The sequence below is a fragment of the Mycolicibacterium sp. Y3 genome (assembly GCF_051188035.1).
In the GTDB taxonomy this organism is placed as follows: Bacteria; Actinomycetota; Actinomycetes; order Mycobacteriales; family Mycobacteriaceae; genus Mycobacterium; species Mycobacterium fluoranthenivorans.
In genome coordinates this window covers 2,383,624-2,402,409 of the sequence record NZ_JAVQLT010000001.1, presented here as the reverse complement: position 1 = coordinate 2,402,409, position 18,786 = coordinate 2,383,624, and the positions used below count along the sequence as shown (strand labels likewise).

The 18,786-nt window shown below is 67.9% G+C and carries 11 protein-coding genes and 1 tRNA gene; 4 read left to right on the top strand and 8 right to left on the bottom strand.

Going from position 1 to position 18,786, the window contains the following annotated elements:
- Positions 1-81: 81 nt before the first annotated feature.
- Positions 82-1,296, bottom strand: a complete 1,215-nt coding sequence (locus QN239_RS11740; RefSeq protein ID WP_499010461.1) for a L,D-transpeptidase — start codon at positions 1,294-1,296, stop codon at positions 82-84.
- 192 nt (positions 1,297-1,488) lie between these two features.
- On the opposite strand from QN239_RS11740, the gene QN239_RS11735 reads away from it, so the two are divergent.
- Positions 1,489-1,564 (top strand) — tRNA-Lys (locus QN239_RS11735).
- A gap of 194 nt (positions 1,565-1,758) precedes the next feature.
- Here the strand turns inward: QN239_RS11735 and QN239_RS11730 are convergent.
- Complete coding sequence (locus QN239_RS11730) at positions 1,759-2,376, bottom strand: cation efflux transmembrane domain-containing protein (protein WP_499010459.1); 618 nt, start codon at positions 2,374-2,376, stop codon at positions 1,759-1,761.
- Positions 2,373-2,711, bottom strand: coding sequence for an ArsR/SmtB family transcription factor (locus QN239_RS11725; RefSeq protein WP_499010458.1), 339 nt, complete (start codon positions 2,709-2,711; stop codon positions 2,373-2,375). The genes QN239_RS11730 and QN239_RS11725 overlap by 4 nt, the downstream gene beginning before the upstream one ends.
- Before the next feature lie 683 nt (positions 2,712-3,394).
- Between QN239_RS11725 and QN239_RS11720 the strand changes: the two genes are divergently transcribed.
- Positions 3,395-3,721 carry a hypothetical protein gene (locus QN239_RS11720; protein WP_499010457.1) on the top strand — a complete coding sequence of 109 codons (327 nt, stop codon included), beginning with the start codon at positions 3,395-3,397 and terminating at the stop codon, positions 3,719-3,721.
- Positions 3,722-4,291: 570 nt separating this feature from the next.
- On the opposite strand, the gene QN239_RS11715 is transcribed toward QN239_RS11720, so the two are convergent.
- Positions 4,292-4,513, bottom strand: a complete 222-nt coding sequence (locus QN239_RS11715; RefSeq protein ID WP_499010456.1) for a DUF3618 domain-containing protein — start codon at positions 4,511-4,513, stop codon at positions 4,292-4,294.
- 107 nt (positions 4,514-4,620) lie between these two features.
- Here QN239_RS11715 and bcp point away from each other — a divergent pair, with 107 nt between their 5' ends.
- Positions 4,621-5,094 (top strand): thioredoxin-dependent thiol peroxidase, encoded by a 474-nt coding sequence (gene bcp, locus QN239_RS11710; RefSeq protein WP_499010455.1) that lies wholly within the window; start codon positions 4,621-4,623, stop codon positions 5,092-5,094.
- 67 nt (positions 5,095-5,161) lie between these two features.
- On the opposite strand, the gene QN239_RS11705 is transcribed toward bcp, so the two are convergent.
- From QN239_RS11705 to QN239_RS11690, 4 genes are all read right to left on the bottom strand, one after another.
- On the bottom strand, positions 5,162-6,493 hold the full coding sequence (locus QN239_RS11705; protein WP_499010453.1) for a dipeptidase: 1,332 nt from the start codon (positions 6,491-6,493) through the stop codon (positions 5,162-5,164).
- A gap of 95 nt (positions 6,494-6,588) precedes the next feature.
- The gene (gene acpS / locus QN239_RS11700; protein ID WP_090353927.1) at positions 6,589-6,978 is read right to left on the bottom strand and encodes a holo-ACP synthase AcpS; all 390 of its coding nucleotides are present in this window, start codon (positions 6,976-6,978) and stop codon (positions 6,589-6,591) included.
- 35 nt (positions 6,979-7,013) lie between these two features.
- Positions 7,014-16,238 carry a fatty acid synthase subunit beta domain-containing protein gene (locus QN239_RS11695; protein WP_499010452.1) on the bottom strand — a complete coding sequence of 3,075 codons (9,225 nt, stop codon included), beginning with the start codon at positions 16,236-16,238 and terminating at the stop codon, positions 7,014-7,016.
- 558 nt (positions 16,239-16,796) lie between these two features.
- On the bottom strand, positions 16,797-17,519 hold the full coding sequence (locus QN239_RS11690) for a DUF1906 domain-containing protein (RefSeq protein ID WP_499010450.1): 723 nt from the start codon (positions 17,517-17,519) through the stop codon (positions 16,797-16,799).
- Positions 17,520-17,683: 164 nt separating this feature from the next.
- Between QN239_RS11690 and QN239_RS11685 the strand changes: the two genes are divergently transcribed.
- The gene (locus QN239_RS11685; protein WP_499010449.1) at positions 17,684-18,778 is read left to right on the top strand and encodes an ABC transporter ATP-binding protein; all 1,095 of its coding nucleotides are present in this window, start codon (positions 17,684-17,686) and stop codon (positions 18,776-18,778) included.
- The last annotated feature ends 8 nt before the right edge of the window (positions 18,779-18,786 follow it).

Below are 18,786 nucleotides of genomic sequence, written 5' to 3'. Positions count from 1 at the left end.
GTCTCCTTCGCGGAATCGAACTGGTAGGTCACCAGATTCGCGGCCGATCCGCGTGTTGTCGACTACCCGGGAGGTAATCGCTCAGTCGTTGACGTTGCCCGACTTCCACTGATCCCACGGAATGTTCCAGTCACCGAGGCCGTCGGTGCCGGGCAAGGGCGAGCCGACGGTACCGACCACCTCGACGATGTCACCGCGTCTGGTGTTCTCGTAGAACCACTGGGCATTGCTGGTGCTGACATTGAGGCAGCCGTGGCTGACGTTGCTGCGTCCTTGGCTGCCGACCGACCACGGGGCGGCGTGCACGTAGATGCCGCTGTAGGACATCTGGGTGGCGTAGTCCACCTCGGTGCGATACCCGTTGGGCGAGTTGACCGGAACGCCGTAGGTCGAGGAATCCATGATCAGGTGTGAGAACCGGTCGCCGATGATGTAGGTGCCGTTGTTGGTGGGCGTGCTGTTCTTGCCCATCGAAATCGGCATGGTCTTGACCACTTCACCGTTGCGCCGGACGGTCAACGTCTTGGTGGTGTCGTCGGCGGTGGCGATGACCTGGTCACCGATGGTGAAGTGCGTGCTGACGTTCTGCTGCCCGAACAACCCGTCGCCCAGATCCACCCCGTAGGTGTTGACGTCGACCTTGACATCGGTTCCCGGCTTCCAGTAATCCGCTGGGCGCCAACGCACTTCGCGGTTGTTCAACCAGTAGAAGGCGCCCTCGACATGGGGCTTCGTGGTGACCTTGATGGCCTTCTGCGCCGCCAGGCGGTTGGTGATGGTCTCGTCGAACCGGATGGCCACCGGCTGCCCGATCCCGACGACGTCACCGTCGTTGGGCATCAGATAGGGCATGGTCAGGTTCTGCGGCGAATGAGTTTCGAACGTCATCTGCCGGCTCGCCTCGCCACCGAGACCCAGCGAGCGCGCGGTCAGCGTGTAGCGGGTGTTGTAATCCAGCGGATCCGTCGTCGACCAGATCAAGCCATCCGGGCTGAGTTTCCCGGCCACCGCCGCGCCGGCGGAGTCGACCATGCTCACCGCGCCCAGCACGCCATCCTCGGCGCTGACGGTGACGGGGGCGTCGACAGTGACACCGACCGCGCCATCGGTGACCGAAGCGTTGAGCTTGGGCACCAGCAGGTCGCTGAACGGCGTGCCCTTGTCCGCGATGGTCTGCGGCTCGGGCGGCGGCTGGCTGGCGGAGCAGGCCGCCAGCACGAAGACGGACGCCAGCGCCACCACGACGGACCATGTCTTCGCCCGGCGCGCACCAGCGCGCGGTGTGATCTGCACCATTACTCTTGCCCCACCTCATCAGCGCCACGTGCTCGCAGCAACCTGACAGCATTCTATGGGAATCGGCGCCCAGCAGCCCACCGGCTGAGACTGCGCTCAGGCAGTCGCCGAATGCCCTCCCGGAACCGTCCGCACCCCGTCCTTCATGCGGATTTCACCTCGCGCCATAGGGCCTGTTATTCTTCCAACCGCGCGCCGTTAGCTCAGTTGGTAGAGCAGCTGACTCTTAATCAGCGGGTCCGGGGTTCGAAACCCTGACGGCGCACCATCGACGGACGCCCTGCTTCGGCAGGGCTTCTGTCGTTTCGGGGCCGCAACGGGAACACGCACCCGCGTGATGGTGCATTGCCGCCGGCGGACGCTCGGCCGGGCGGTCGCACAGCATCGCCATGGCAGGGGCAAAGACCTCGACCCGCCACCGCCGCATCTCGGCCCTTGAATATGTCTGCGATACAACGCCTATCAGTGCGTGCAACACGCATCCCCGCGCCAGGCGTCCCGACCTTCCTTGAGCGCGACGCCCGCGATCACCAGCCCGGCGATCGGATCGGCCCAGAACCAGCCGAACAGGCTGTTGAGCACCAACCCGACGAGCAGCACCGCCGACAGGTAGGTGCACAGCAGCGTCTGTTTGGAATCGGCCACCGCCGAACGGGATCCCAGTTCGCGACCCGCCCGGCGCTGGGCATACGACAGCGCCGGCATGAGCATCAGACTCACTGCGGCCAGCACGATTCCGACGGTCGAGTGCTGGGCCCTGCCGTCCCCGGACAGCGCTGCGATGGCATCCACCGACACGTAGGCGGCCAACCCGAAGAAGGACAGCGCGATGATGCGCAGCGCGGCCTTCTCCCGGGACTCGGGATCCGACGACGAGAACTGCCACGCCACCGCGGCGGCCGAGGAGACCTCGATGACCGAGTCCAAACCGAACCCGATCAGGGCCGTCGACGAGACGCGGGAGCCTTCGGTGATCGCCACGACGGCTTCGATGACGTTGTAGGAGATGGTCGCCACCACCAGGAATCGGATACGACGGGCCAGCAGCGCACGTCGGCGCTCGGTCAACACTGGGGTCATCGGCAACCGCACCCCCGGCCGCCCGCGCCCACGCAGGTGCAGTTCGGGTCGACGGCCAGCACCAGACCCATCAGGTCGTCCAGCGCGTGACCGATGCGCGGATCGGCCAATTCATAACGCATCCGCCGTCCCTCGGGCACCGCGACCACCAAACCGCACCCACGCAGACACGTCAGATGGTTGGACAAGATCTGCCGGGTGACGCCGATCTGCTCGGCGAGCGCGGAGGGGTAGCCCGGTGCCCGATTGAGGCTCAACAAGATTCGGGTACGGGTGGCATCGGCCAAGGCATGCCCGAACCGCGCCAATGCGTCGGTGTGAACCAGGGTTTCCACGCCGACGATAGTACAGAATTTTCTGTATTCATAGGGCTTGGGTTCGCTTCGCACCGAAATTAGCGAGAGCCGTCCGGTATCGCCGCAGCGGAATTCCCGCAAAAGCCGCGTGGCGCAGCACTGTCTGCCATGATGCTTCTTGCAGCAGCGAACAAATTGACGTTAGCTCCAATTATTCGCGCCGGCAACGGGATTCGGGGTACCACAACGCAGGTCACCGGGAGGGACGCACTGTGACATACCCTGGCGTGCGCTGGTCTCGAGGCGTCGTTCCCCTGCTGCTGGTGGGTGCCGCCATGGCGGTGGCCAATCGCGCACAACCCGTGGACACTCCGCCGCCGCAGGCCGCGCCGATGCCGATGATCGCCGTTCCCGCACCAGCACCGGCCGTCATGCCGGCCCCAGTTCCGCCGCCGGCAGCGGCCCGCGCCTCCGTACCACCACGGCACGCAACGCCCCCGCCTGCCCCCGTCCCCGCCCCTCCCCCATCTCGCCCGCCGGCTCCACCCGCGATCCGGGTCCCGGCCCCGCCGCCCCGTCCACCGGCCCCACCCCCGGTCGCCCTCGCCGCACCACCGCCGGTGCCGGTTATGCCGCCTCGCCCGCCGGCCCCACCCGTAGTCGCGGCACCGCCGCCACCGGTTCTGCCGCCCCTACCGGTCCCACCACCGGTTGCCCTGCCCGTGTCGGCGCCGGCGGCCGCTGCCGACCCGTGCATCCTGAGCTTCGAACAGATGCGCGCGATGGTGGCATCCGCATACAGCGGGACGATTCTGAGCAAGGCCACCTACGGACCGGGGTGCACTTTCCCGCTGGACGCCGGAGTAGACCTCAATATCGCCTTCCCGGTTCCGGCCGGCCGTCCCAATCCCGCGCCACCACCGGCGCCACCTGCCCCGCCGCCCCCGGGACCGCCCCTGACCACGAATCTTCTGACCGACGAGGTTATGGTCGCCGTGCTCACTGGCGTCGGCGACTACGGCTATCACGCCGGGACGGGCCTCACCTAGCGGCCGAGCCCCTACCCTCATCCGCCGGACAATTGCTGACGTCTTGCTCAACGACAGCGCCGTCACTATGCGGGACACATTGCTGAGACGGACAGTTTCAGCGAAACGGACGCGCCGGCAATCTCGGCGATGTTAGGGTTGCAGTCGACGCCGACGTCAATATCAGGGGCGCGACATCCCAGCATCCACCGAAAATGTGCTGAATCTGCGGGCAAGTAAGCTATATGCCCCGCCGCGGGACTTGAATTAGCAGGTAAGAAGCCTTCAAGCGGAACACCACAACGCTCAGCGCCGTGCTACGCTCAAGTTAGCTACATGCCAGCTGCGGCCAGCTGTGGCAAACCACGGGGGACGAAACGAGGTATTAGCTGATGCGAAGCGGAAGCGCACCGCAGACGCCTGATGCCACCGGCGATGGCGGCACAACGCCCAGCATCAGCACCGTCGCGGTCATCAGCTGCAGCCGCATCGGCATGACCGCCAATCCCCCCAGCTTCTCGATCGTCGGCTGGTTTCGGCCCCGCCGGCGTCGCTGACTCGCCGCTCAGCGGCCGGTATTGGACTCGCCGCTCAGCGGCGGCGGACCCGCCGGATCACCAGCACCACCACGACGGTGCCGACCACCGATCCGATCACGACAGGCTTCTTCACGAACGCCAGCACCCGCGCCTTGGCATCGTCAGCGAGTCGCTGCGGATTCGCCCGCACCGCCAACTGGTCGACCGTCGACGCGAGCTGATCGCGCGCCTGATCGATATCGCGCTTGATGGTCTCGGGATCCCGGTCGGCCACTGTGCCCCTCCATGTGCGCCTTACAACTCACAACCTTGCCGCACTACCCTAGAGCAGCCGCAGTCCACTCCGCTGCACCGGTCGACGAGAAAGACGTGTAATCAGGTATGCCTCAGACCCCGCGCCTCGCTCCCGGCGACAAAGCGCCCGCCTTCAGCCTGTCCGATGCCGACGGCAACACCGTCAGTTTGTCCGACTTCGCAGGCCGCAAGGTCATCGTCTACTTCTACCCCGCCGCGTCCACCCCGGGCTGCACCAAGCAGGCCTGCGACTTCCGGGACAGCCTCGCCGAACTCAATGAGGCGGGCCTCGACGTCGTCGGTATCTCCCCCGACAAACCGGAGAAGCTGGCCAAGTTCCGCGACCATGAAGGGCTGACCTTCCCCCTGCTGTCCGACCCGGACAAGAAGGTGCTCACCGCGTGGGGCGCTTTCGGCGAGAAGACGATGTACGGCAAGACCGTGCAGGGCGTCATCCGGTCGACGTTCGTCGTCGACGAGAAGGGCAACATCGAGGTGGCCCAGTACAACGTCAAGGCCACCGGTCACGTCGCCAAACTGCGCCGGGACATCTCGGTCTAGGAGCCCGTTTCCGACGTTCTGGTGACGACTCCGGCGATTCGACGACCGAAACGTCGGAAACGACGCGTCAGCGCTGACCCAGCGAACCCAGCAGCAGCGCCTCGGCCGTCGCCGCGCGTTCCAGCACCCCGAGGTGCAGGCTCTCGTTGACGCTGTGCGCCTGGGTACCCGGGTCCTCCACGCCGGTCACCAGAATCTTGGCGTCGGGGAACGCGGCGGCGAACTCCGCGATGAACGGGATGGACCCGCCCATGCCCATGTCCACGGGCTCACGGCCCCACGCCGTATGGAAAGCCGCCCGGGCGGCGTCGTACACCGGGCCGGTGGCATCGATCGCGTAGGGCTGGCCGACATCGCCTGGTGTCACGGTGACCTGGGCACCCCACGGCGCGTGGGCCAGCAGATGGCGGGTCAGCGCCTGCAGGTGGGCCGCGGCGTCACCGCCGGGGGCCACCCGCAGGCTCACCTTGGCTCGCGCCCGCGGGATCAGGGTGTTGGACGCCTTCTCGATCGGGGTGGTGTCGATACCGATGACGGTGATGGCGGGCTTGGCCCAAAGTCGTTGCACCACAGATCCGGAGCCGATCTGCCCCACGCCCTCGAGCAGCCCGGAATCCGCCCGCACCCGCTCGTCGGGAAACTCGACATCGGCGGCACTGGCCTCATGTAGACCGGCGACGGCCACATTGCCCTCGTCATCGTGCAGACTGGCCAGCAGCCGCACCAGCACCGAGAGCGCGTCGGGCACGACACCGCCCCACAGCCCGGAGTGCAGGCCGTGGTCCAGGGTGGCCACCTCCACCACGCAGTCCGCCAGGCCACGCAGCGACACGGTGAGCGCCGGGATCTCGGTGCTCCAGTTGTCCGAGTCAGCGATCACGATGACATCGGCGGCCAGCAGGTCGCGGTGAGCGGCCAACAGGGCTCCCAGGGACGGCGAGCCGGACTCCTCTTCCCCCTCGACGAACACCGTCACCCCGACCGGGGGCTTGCCGTCATGCGCCCGGAACGCGGCCAAATGGGTTGCGATCCCGGCCTTGTCATCGGCAGTGCCGCGGCCGTAGAGCCGCCCGCCGCGCTCGGTGGGTTCGAACGGCGCCGAAGCCCACTGGTCCGGATTCCCCTCCGGCTGCACATCGTGATGCGCGTACAGCAGCACGGTGGGCGCACCTTCGGGCGCGGGATGACGGGCGATGACCGCAGGGGCCCCACCCTCGGCGACGATCCGGACGTCGCCGAAACCGGCTTCCGACAACAGCTTTGCCGTCAGCTCGGCACTGCGCTGCACCTGGTCGCGCCGCGCCGGGTCGGCCCACACCGATTCGATGCGCACCAACTCTTCGAGGTCACGCCGCACCGACGGCAGAAGCTCCCGGACGCGTTCGACAAGATCGGTCATGCAGACGAGGTTAGTCGCACCTCGTCACCGGCGAACGTGCGCAAACCGCCGACCGCGAGCGGCGTGTCGCGTACAGACACGCACGCTCGCGGCGATCAGGCCTCCAGAACCGCCACCGCAGCGGCGGTATCGGCCTCGTGGGTCAGTGACAGGTGGATCGTCACATCCTTGAGGTGTTCGGCGATCGCTCCGGTCAACCGGACCTTCGGGCGTCCCCACATATCGGTGATCACCTCGATATCGCGGTGGATGCCCTCCGGCAGCATCGGCCGCTTGGAGAACCGTGACCCCGACCAGGCCTTGATCACGGCTTCCTTGGCAGCCCACCGCGCCGCGAGGTGGCGCGCCGCCGACGAACTCTTGTCCGCGGCGTCGCGCCGTTCACCCGGTGTGAAGGTCTCGGCGAACACAGTGCCCGGCTGATCCACCTGTGCGGCGAAATCCGGAATCGATACCAGGTCGATGCCTACCCCTACGATGCCCATACCCGGCACGCTATCCGACTCACGTTCGCTCATTTTCAGTAGTGGTCATCCGCGCCGAGGCGAGCCGCCGGATCCAGCAGCATCGCGGCTTCCTGAGGCTTCTCCGGGGTGTCATGCCCGAACCTACGGTCGGCCGGCTTCTCGTACAGCGACGGCCCACCGGCGATCGCCGACGCCAGCGTGCGCTGGCCGGTCAGCACCCGGGCGTTGGCCCGTGCCTGGTAGTCCGCCCGCTGATCGGCCGGCAGTGCCGCGATCAGCGCCTGCGGATGCACCAGCGCCACCAGACCCGACACGTGCCCGAACCCGAGGCTGGTCACCAGACCCGCCTTGAGCGGGAACTTCTCGCCCAGGTGCAATGCCTCACGAACCCAGACGAAGTGCTGCGCGTGCGACAGTTCGTCGTCGACACAGTCCAGGCTGCGGTTCGGCGGAATGACCCCGTCGCGCAGGATCTGGCACAGGCCCATCATCTGGAAGGCCGCCGCGCCGCCCTTGGCGTGACCGGTCAGGCTCTTCTGGCTGACCACGAACAGCGGAGCGCCCTTCGAGCGACCCATCGAAACTGCCAGCCGCTCATGCAGTTCGGTCTCGTTGGGATCGTTCGCCAGCGTGGAGGTGTCGTGCTTGGACACCACCGCGATGTCGTCGGGGCCCACCCCGAGCTTGGCCAGCGAGCGGGCCAACCGGGATTCGCGGCCACCACGGCCGGCACCGAGGGCGCCGAGCCCGGGAGCCGGGATCGAGGTGTGCACACCGTCGCCGAACGACGACGCGTAGGCGACGACGGCCAGCACCGGCAGACCCATCTGCACCGCGAGATCACCACGGGTCAGCAGAATCGTTCCGCCACCCTGTGATTCGACGAAGCCGAGACGACGACGGTCATTGGCGCGGGAGAACTTCGAGTCGCTGATGCCCTTGGCGCGCATCATCTCGGTGTCCGCGGTGGCCGCCATGTCACCGAAGCCGATGATGGCCTCCAGCGTCAGGTCGTCGTAACCACCGGCGACCACGAATTCGGCCTTGCCGAGCTTGATCTTGTCGACGCCCTCCTCGACCGACACCGCGGCCGTCGCGCAAGCGGCGACCGGGTGGATCATCGAGCCGTAGCTGCCGATGTAGCTCTGCACCACATGGCCGGCGAAGACGTTCGGCAGCACCTCCTGCAGGATGTCGTTCGGCTTGTTCTTGCCCAGCAGGTTGCCGTGATACATGGTCTGCATCGACGTCATGCCACCCATACCGGTGCCCTGCGTGCTGGCCACCAGGCTGGGGTGCACCCACCGCATCAACTCGGCCGGGCTGAAACCCGCTGACAGGAATGCGTCCACCGTGGTCACCAGGTTCCACAGCGCCACCCGGTCGATCGAGCTGGCCATATCCGGCGTGACGCCGTAGACCTGCGGATCGAATCCGGTCGGGATCTGCGCGCCGACGGTGCGGGACAGCTTCACCTTGCGCGGCACCCGGATCTCGGTGCCGGCCTTACGGGTGACCTGCCAGTCGGCACTGTCGGGCACCGGCGAGATGACGGTGTGCTCGGGGTCGAACTGCACGAACGCCCGGGCATCGGCCTCAGACGACACCACGAAGGTGAAGTCCTTGTCCAGGAACACCGAAACCAGCAGCGGCGCCGCGTGATCCGGGTCGATCGCACCGTCGTCCACCCACTCGCGGATGCCGACCCGCTCCACCACGACGTCGTGGTAGCGCTCGACGAGTTCGCCCTCGTCGACCAGGTCACCGCTGGCGGTGTCGTACCAACCCGGCTTGGGGTCGTCCTCCCACTTGACCAACCCGGTGGTCCAGGCCAGCTCCAGCACACCGGCGGCGGACAGCTGCCCGGACACCTCCATCTCGAAGCGGGTCCGCGACGAGCCGTACGGCCCGAGCTCGGCACCGCCGACGATGACCACCAGATCGGCAGGGTCGACGTCGAGGTCGTCCCACGCCGGCGGCGGGGCGCCCTGGTAGCCGCGGGGCGGTGACGGCAGCGCCGCGATGGTGCCGGCACCGTCTGCGTCGGCACCGTCATCGTCGGAAGCGGACTCCGCCAGCATCTCCTCGCGTGCCTTGGCGGCCAGCTCGGCCATGTCGAGTTCGACATCGCCCAGGCCGCCGGTCAGGTCGACCTTGATCGGCTCGCGTGCGGCGGCCACCTTCGACTCGATGGTGCACAGCGCCAACAACATCGACGCCATCTCTTCGGTCGTGTAGGTGGTCACCCCGGCTTCCTCGACGGCGCCGACGATCGCGTCGTTATGCCCCATCAGACCGGTGCCCTTGGTCCAGCCGATCAGCGCATGCGCCAGCGAAACACGCTGGGCCCACGATGATTCCGCCTTCCAGCGGGCCACGACGGCATCGAGTGCGGACTTGGATTCGCCGTACGCTCCGTCGCCACCGAACATGCCGCGGTTGGGCGAGCCCGGCAGCACGACATGCAACCTCGACGCGATATCGCGCTCGGAGCCCAGATGCGACAGCCCGGCGATGAGCCGCTGCACGGCCCACAGCAGCACCTTCATCTCCATCTCCGAGCGCGCACCGGCCTCGGACAGGTCCCCGGCCACCCGCGGAGCGGCGAACGGGAACAGCAGGGTCGGGTTCTGGGCGTCCTTGAGGTGGATCGCCTTGGGCCCGAGGTTCTCGGTCTGCTCGCTACCGACCCACTCGACGAGCGCATCGATATCGCTGTAGGACGCCATGTTGGCCGGGACGACCCACAGGGTCGCGCCGAAGCGGGCATGGTCGCGGTAGAGCGTGCGGTAGAACGCCAGCCGGTCGTCGTCGAGCTTGGACGTGGTGGCGATCACCGTCGCCCCGCCCTCCAGCAGTTGCCCGGCCACCGAGGCGGCGATCGAGCCCTTCGAGGCGCCCGTCACCACCGCGACCTCGTTTGCGTAGCCACCCTTGTCGGGGTTCTCCGCACCCGCGGCGGCGCGGCCGTACAGCGCTGCGTGCGTGAGGCGGCCAGCCGCAAGTGCACGACCTTGCCACCAATTGGCCTGCGTCCCCACGACATTGCCGGCACCTTCGAAGCGCTGCGACAGCCGCTCCCAGTCCGTGTCGATCTCGCTCTCGTCGACCAGCCACAGCTTGGCCAGATCCTCACGGGCACTGGCCCACCGGTCGTCGAAGACCACGGCCTTGCGCGCATCGAACACCGGCGCCACCAGACGCGGCCAGTCCGAACCCAGCTCGGTGGTGACCAGGTCGATCAGCTCGGAATCGCTGACGGTGTCGTTGGCGACGGGCGCGTTGAGACCCAGCTCGCTGAGCACCAGCCGGGCGGCCGACGCCAGCACACCATTGGGTCCGGTGACCTGCTCGGCAAATTCGGTCAGCGCCGCCGAGTCCACGACACCGCCACCGGCGGCACCGGAGGACGGCAGGCTCACGGAGATGCCCTTGCGCGCCGCGACGGCCGCGACCGCGCCGTCGATGACCTTGTCCACCGAAGCGGCATCGGCCAGCGCACCCTCGTGCAGGCCGCCCATGCTGCCACCGCGGACGCTGGATCCCTCACGGGTGCCCAGCGCCACCTCGGCGGTGACGTGCTTGGCCCAGCCGGGGCCGAGTTCCCATGTCTTGGTGACCCGTTCGGCGATGTACGCCGGGCGCTTGCCCGACGGCCCGAACACCGTGCGCAGCTGGTCGTTGATCGCGTCCGAGAGCACCGGACCGAACGGCTTGTACGTGCGGGCCAGCTTGGTCACCTGAGCCTTCAGCCCCGACAGATCGGCCTCGGCCGCACCGTCGATGGCACCCAGGTTCAGCTCGGATCCGAGGTCCACCAGCAGCTGATTACGCCGGGACGACGCACCGTCGGTGATCGACTCGATGGAATCCAGCGGCTCGATCTGCTCGACCCGCATCTTGGCCGACAGCGCGATCAACGACAGCGTCGCGTCGGCGGCGTCGTAGGCGATGTCATCGGGGCGAGGCCCGCCCGACGGCGCAGCGGCCGGAGCCGGTGCCGCCGCGGGGGCGGCCGCCGCCGGGGCGGCTTCCGTTGCCGCCGACGGGGTTTCGTCCACCTCGGGCTCGGGCTCCGGGTCGGTGTCCGTGGCGAACAGCACCGCGGCGTCGCGCTCGGCGTTGAGCACCTCGGTGGTGTTGTGCGAGTACTCCGGCAGCTTCAGCGTGTTGGTGGCCAGGCCGGCGACGGTCGGCGCCGTCTTCACGCCGATCTCGACGAACCGTTCCACACCGAGACCGCCCGCGGCCTCCTCGATGAAGAGCAGGTCCTGGGTCTCGATCCACCGCACCGGGCTGGCGAACTGCCAGGCCAGCAGTTCGATGACGACCTTGCGGCACAACGCTTCCGGCTTCTCGTTACGCCAGGTGTCGTAGTCGGCGAGCACCTCGTCGAGCGGCTCGGCCGGCACCAGGTCGCGGATCTCCTGGATGAAGTCGCGGTCCAGCGTGAACGGCCGCGGCACCAGGTTCGGGATGTAGCGACCGACGATCAGCGCCGGGTCCTGTCCCTCGGGCATGACGCGCTCCAGCGCGCGGCGGAAGTCGGCGACACCGACCCGCAGCACCTCGGAGTGGAACGGCACGTCGATACCGGGCACCAGGATGAACGACCGCTTGCCACCGCTGATCTCGCGGCGGCGCTCGATCTCCTCCTCCAGCGCCTCAAGACCGCGCACCGTACCGGCGATCGCATACTGCGAGCCACGCAGGTTGAAGTTCACGATCTGCAGGAATTCACCTGTGCGCTCGGAGATCTCGGCGACGAAGTCGGTGACGTCGTCATCGTCGAGGTCGATCTGCGACGGGCGGATGGCCGCCAGCCGGTAGTTCGACCGGCCTTTCTCGTCGCGCGGCACGATGTCGTGCATCTTGCTGCCGCGGTGGAACACCACCTCCAGCAGCGCCTCCAGCTGGTAGACGCCGGAAACGCAAGCCAGCGCGGTGTATTCGCCGACGGAGTGCCCGCAGGCGATGGCGTCCTCGACGAACGCACCCTGCTCGCGCATCTCGGCGACCTGGGCCGCGGCCACCGTCGCCATGGCGACCTGGGTGAACTGCGTCAGGTACAGAACGCCCTCGGGGTGGTGGTAGTGCACGCCGGAGGCGATCAGGCTGGTCGGGTTGTCCTTGACCACATGCAGGACCGAGAAGCCCAGGGTGTCGCGGGTGAACTTGTCCGCGGTGTCCCAGATCTTGCGGGCGGCCTTCGACCGGGCCCGCACCTCCATACCCATGCCCTTGTGCTGGATGCCCTGGCCGGGGAACGCGTACACCGTCTTCGGCGCGGCCAACTGGGCGGTCGCCGACATCACCAGGTCGCCGCCGACCTTCGCGGTGACCTCGATGATCTCGGCACCGCGGTCGATGCCGACCCGGTCGACCCGGAAGTCGATCTCGTCGCCGGGCAGCACCATGCCCAGGAAGCGCGAGGTCCAGCCCACCAGACGCGCCGGCGGGGTGGCCCGCCCGTCGGTGGCGGTGACCACGTGCTGAGCGGCGGCCGACAGCCACATGCCGTGCACGATCGGGCCTTTCAGCCCGGCCAGCAGCGCGGCGGCCCGGTCGGTGTGGATGGGGTTGTGGTCACCGGAGACCACGGCGAACGCGCTCATATCGGTGGGCGCGGTGACGGTTGCATCGCGGCGACGGCGACGCGGGGTCTCGGTGGCGTTGTCGGTGATCGCACCGCCGGCCCGCAGTGGGTCGGACAGCTCGGCGGCGCCGTTGCGTCCACGGATCGCGAAGCGCTCCTGCAGGGTCGCCAGCACCGTGCCCTCAGCATCGGCGATCGTCACCGACACCGGTACGACGCGGCCGTATTCGGTATCGCTGGCGGCGGCAGCCGTTGCGGTGACGGTCAATTCGGCCTTGCCCTTGGGCATCGGCGCCAGCAGATGCGCGGCGTGGTCCAGGTGCACGAGGCTGAGCAGACCCTCGACCACCGGGAAGTCGTCGGCGGTCACGGCGGACCCGATGACCGAGAACACCGCCGGCCAGCAGCGGCCCACCAGCGCGTCGGGTACCAGGGTCAGGCCGGGCGCCAGCGGGGCACCGAAGGTCGCGGTGACACCGGTGTGGTCGGCGATCTCCTCGGGGTCCCAGCCGACGGTGACCGTGGAGGTGCCGTCGGTGACCACCGGAAGCGCATCCACCCCGTCGACGCCGGCGGCGATGGCCAGCACCGCGCGCATCGCGGTGGAGGCGTCCTCGGTGGTGACCACCGGCATACCACCGTTGACGGTGGCGGCCGGCAGCGTCAGCTTGATCTCGATCCAGATATCCGAGAGCGGCACGCTGAGCGTGACACCGTCGCCGGTGAGCTCCAGGCGCGACCCGGTGGATGGGTGTACCGCGGAACGGTTCTCGTTGACCTGCCACTCGCTCGGTGCGCCGATCCGGTGCACCGGGTTGATGGCGGTGCGGCCGGCCCACAGCACGTCGGGGGAATCCAGCACCACCGCGATCGGGCCCGTCACGTCGGCACGGGCCTGCCTGCGCGACATGACCGGCACGGACGCGGCGCCGGTCGCGATGACCTCGTCGACGGCAGCCTGTTCGAAGCGGTCGAGCAGTTCACCGACCGGCTCGTCGACCCGGGTGATCCCGGCGACGGCTTGGGTGCCCGGGATGATGCACACCTGGTCGGCGCTGTAGCGGGCGTCGTGGGCCTGCCACAGTGAGTCGCTGCGCCACCAGCGCCGCACATCCTTGTCGATGACGGGCACGAAGTTGACCGGCTTGCCCGGCGTCTTGCACAGCGTGATGAAGAACGGCACGTCGGCCGGATGCAGCTTGATGGTCTCGGCGTCCGGGTAACGCGACAGCAGCGCGGCGCGGGCCGCGGCCGGGTCCTCCAGCAGCGCGGTATCGACGAACAGTGTCTCGATCGGACCGGAGTCCTGCGGGTGCAGGCGGGCCTCGGCGCGCTTGAGCATGCTCTCGTAGCGGTCCCGCCAGGTGATGTCCAACCACGGCGAGTCCTCGCGCTTGGTGTCGGCGGTGGAATCACCGTTGCCGATGGCCAATTCGACGTAGCGGTCCAGCCACTGCACGTAGGTCAGGTCTGCCAGGTCACCGAAGTAGGGCTTGGCGGTGTCTGCCATCGCGGCGATGATCTCGTCGCGCCGCTCGGCGACCGCGTCGGCGTCACCGGCGACCTCGTCGAGCAGGCGGCCGCAACGCGATGCGGTGTTGTCGATCTCGTGGATGTCGGCGCCCAGCTGGCTACGGCCGGAAGCCATGCCGCCCTGGGCTTTTCCGGCGCCGACCCAGATGTCGGTGCCGTTGGTGTCCACCAGCAGCTGCTTGACCGCAGGTGAGGTGGTCGCCTCCAGGGTGGCCATGGCCGCGGTGCCCACCAGGATGCCGTCGACCGGCATCAGCGGGAAGCCGTAGACCTGCGACCACCGCCCGGACAGGTACTCGGCCGCCCGCTCGGGGGTGCCGATACCGCCGCCGACACAGATGGTGATGTTCGACAGCTTGCGCAGATCCGCATAGGTGGCCAGGAGCAGGTCGTCGAGGTCCTCCCACGAGTGGTGGCCACCGGCGCGGCCGCCCTCGATATGCGCGATGACGTCCTTGCCGGGCACCTCGGCCGCGATCTTGATGACGGACTTGATCTGGTCGACGGTGCCGGGTTTGAACACCACGTGGGTGATGCCGATGCCGTTGAGCTCCTCGATCAGGTCGACGGCCTCGGGCAACTCGGGGATACCGGCGGTGACGATGACACCGTCGATCGGTGCACCGGCCTGACGGGCGCGCTGCACCAGGCGGCGGCCACCCAGCTGCAGCTTCCACAAGTAGGGATCCAAGAACAGCGAGTTGAACTGGATCGCGCGGCCGGGTTCGAGAAGCTGGGTCAGCTCCTGCATCCGGCCCTCGAAGATCTCTTCGGTGACCTGACCACCGCCGGCCAGCTCGGCCCAGTGCCCGGCGTTGGCCGCGGCGGCGACGATCTTGGCGTCCACCGTCGTCGGGGTCATTCCGGCCAACAGGATGGGCGAGCGTCCGGTGAGGCGGGTGAACTTGGTGGACAGCTTGACCGAGCCGTCGGGCAGGGTGACCGTCGACGGGGCGTAGCTGCTCCACGGGGCCGGCACCTCGGGTGCCGCACCGACGGTGAACAGGCTGCGCTGTCCGGCGCGGGTGGCGGCGGGCACGATGCCGACGCCCAGACCACGGATCACCGGCGCCGTCACACGGGTGGCGGTATCACCGGGGCCCAGGTCGATGACCCACTTGGCGCCCGCGTCGTGCAGCCGCTCGACCTCGGCGACCCAGTCGACGGGGTCGACGAAGACGGCCTTGGCGAAGTGGTGGGTGAGCTCGGCGTCGATGCCGGGGATGCGGGCGGCCCAGCTGTCGATCAGGTCGACGGCGTCGGCCAGGCGCGGGGTGTGGAAGCCGACCTCGACCTGGATGCCGTTGAAGACCGGGGCGAACACGGCACCGCCACGCGTCTTGTTCTTGCGCTCGGCCTCTTCCTTCTCGGTGATCTTGGAGCAGTACAGCTCGAACCGGGACAGCTGCTCGGGCGTGCCCGTGATGACCACCGAGCGGCGGCCGTTGCGGATGGACAGGACCGGCGGCAGCACCGTGCGCACGTCCTGGGAGAACTCCTCGAGAAGCTCGGCGATGCGCTCGGGGTCGGCGTTGGTCACCGACACCATGGGCGACTTGTCACCCCGGCCGACCATGCCGCGCCGGCGGGACATCAGGGAGCCGGCGGCGCCCATCAGCTGCAGGATGGCCAGCATCTCGGCGTCGCGGGTGCCCTTGGCCTTCAGCGCCTCGGCCGCCACGATGCCCTGGGAGTGTCCGGCGACCGCCACCGGCGGCGAGCCGTACAGGTCCAGCCCCTGCCGCAGCAGGGCGCGCGTCGCGGCGATCTGCGCCAACAGGATGCCGGGACCCGAGATGGCGGTGCTGATCAGTTGTTTGGGGGCCGGCAGCGGCTCATCGGCGGCCAGCGCGCGCACCCACTGCAGCGGCTCGAAGCCGATGGGGCGGACGACGACGAGCTCGCGCGCGACGGGCTCCAGCAGCAGGGCCGCTTCGGTGACCAGTTCGCTCAGGTCGGACTCGATGCCGGCGGAGCTGACGAGTTCCTCGAGGCTTTCCAGCCAGCCGCCGCCCTGCCCACCGAACGCGACCGCGTAGGGCTCGCCGGCATTCAGCAGATCCACGAGCGCATGCGCACCCGACAGCGACGCTCGTCCGAGGTCGCTCTTGCCATTGGCTGCCACTCTGTCGTGTTCATTGATCGTCACGTCTTGCCATCTCCCTCGGTACTGACTCGTCACGCGTCTGGCTGATGGTGCCGGTGCGCCGCGCCTTCGCAGCGCATCCCGGACGGGCCTGCGTCATGCAGGCCCCGGCGATTCGGCACTGAATCTCCATGAGCTCTCGGCCGGTGCGCCCTGCTGGCATGGTCGAGGGTCACGCCTCGGTGTTCCCACCGTGGTGCGACCCCCCGGGGCCAGGTCCAGCAGAGCAGTCCAGCCGTACTAAGAGTGTCATAAGAGCTGGTGTGATCATCCGCCCCTAAATGGTTACTAGCGAGTTCTACGCTCGAGTAACCACGGCTCGTATAACGCCGGTTCACACGACGACCAAAGTCCTGCGGGACAAACGTCCTGTTGGCAGGTGGTTACGGTCGAGTAGCTATAACTTCCCAGATCAAAGCAGCATTGTTATCAAATCGTTATGTCGAATTTCGGCGCCCGCCGCGCGACACGACTCGATCGACAGTTTCGCCAGAAGTGTCTATAAAAGTCCACAAATTCCCGAAATTTGTTTGCTGGACTTTATTACTGATCAGTAAGTTTTTAGTCCCACTGCCCGAACGACGGCTTCAGGATCTCGTTGAGGTCCACCCCCACGCCACCCACCGCGCGCTTGTCGATCTCCACTTGGTGCAGATGCGCTGCGGGGTGCGCAACTCCGCCCGGCGAACCCCAATTGTGCTGCCAGAAGTAGGAGCCGAGACCATCCTGGATGGCCCATTCGATGGTCTTGGAGTTGGCGTAGACGCCGGTCCGCTGATGACCGATGACCGCCTCCCACCCCTTCAGATAAGGGGCAACCTGCGTCTTGTACTGGTCGTAGCTGGGATCGTCGTCGATCGAGGCGTACACGGGGGCACCGACGGGTCCACCGGCCGCGGTGTGCAACTGCCAACCGCGTTTCGCGTGCGCGACGCCGGCGCTCTGTCCGCCCAGCCAGTCGGCGGTGTCCGCTTTGCCGTACTGGTAGCACGACACGATCTTCAAGCCGGCCTTGTAGAGGTCTCGAGCTTCGGGCAATTGGATCGGCTTGCCCAGCATCCAGGCTCCGCCGGGCCGGCGGTCGGACACGTACCGGATGGCGCCGATCGCGCCGGAGGCCCGGATATCGTCGGCCGGAATGACCCCGGCGGCGTAGTCGAGCAGCACGCCCAGGGGTGCGGCGGCAGCCTGTGACGCCAGGGCCGCGGAGACGGCGGCACCCATCCCGAGGAGTGCGGGTGCCGCAGCCGCGTATTTGAGCAGATCACGGCGGGAAAGTGACACGAGAATCAGAATATGACAACTGCCTCATGATCCTCATCAACGCCACTGGTCACATATGCATCAAGTTTCACAGGTACCGGCGGATATCGTGCCGTCACCCCCGCGAAGAGACGAAATCCGTACTTGTGCTGCGCTTTGACCGGTGAATCCATACGATCTCGACCATGCCCGCATCGACATCGGGACTTGCTGGAAGCGCGGACGTCAGCCCCGGACTCGACAGGGAGGGCGATCCGCGCATCGAACTCATCGGGGTCAGAAAGGTATTTCCGGGCCGTCAGGCCGAGGTCATCGCGGTCGAGGGCGCCGATCTCAGCGTCGCCGACGGCGAACTCTTCGCCATCCTCGGCCCGTCCGGCTCGGGTAAGACCACCGTGCTGCGGATAATCGCCGGATTCGAACAACCCACCGCGGGCACCATCCGGCTGGGCGGCACCGACGTGACGACGGCGCCTCCGCAGCGGCGCGAAGTCAACACCGTGTTTCAGGACTACGCCCTGTTCCCCCACATGACGGTGGGCCAGAACGTCGAGTACGGCATGAGGGTGCGCGGGGTCGCCAAGGCGGAGCGGCGCCGTCGCGCCGCCGACGCCCTGGACATGGTGCGGCTGACCGAGCACGGCGACCGTCGCCCCGAACAGCTCTCCGGCGGCCAGCGTCAACGCGTCGCGCTGGCCCGCGCCCTCGTCGGGCGGCCCAGGGTGTTGTTGCTCGACGAGCCGCTCGGGGCACTCGATCTCAAACTCCGCGAGCAGATGCAGGTCGAGTTGAAGGCCATCCAACGCGACGTCGGGATCACGTTCGTCATCGTCACCCACGATCAGGACGAAGCACTCACCCTGTGCGACCGCCTCGCGGTGTTCAACGCGGGACGCATCGAACAGGTCGGTGCGGCCCGCGAGGTGTACGAGAATCCGGCCAACCGGTTCGTCGCCGACTTCGTCGGCACCTCCAACGTCGTCGACGGCACCGCCGCCCAGACGCTGGTGGGCCGCACCGGAACGTTTGCCGTGCGCCCCGAACAGATCGCGGTGCTGCCCCCGGGGAGCGCCGCCGGTCCGGGCAACCGCACTGTCGAGGCCACCGTCGCCGAGGTCATCTATGCCGGTCCGCTGACCCGGGTCACCTCCACCGCGGCCGGTACCGCCGTGACCGCGACGGTGCTCACCTCGCGCACCTCGCTGCCCGCCGGCCTGGCTCACGGCTCCCCCGTCGTCCTGTCGTTCCCGGACTCCGCCGTCCACCCACTGAACTCCTGAGGAGGCCG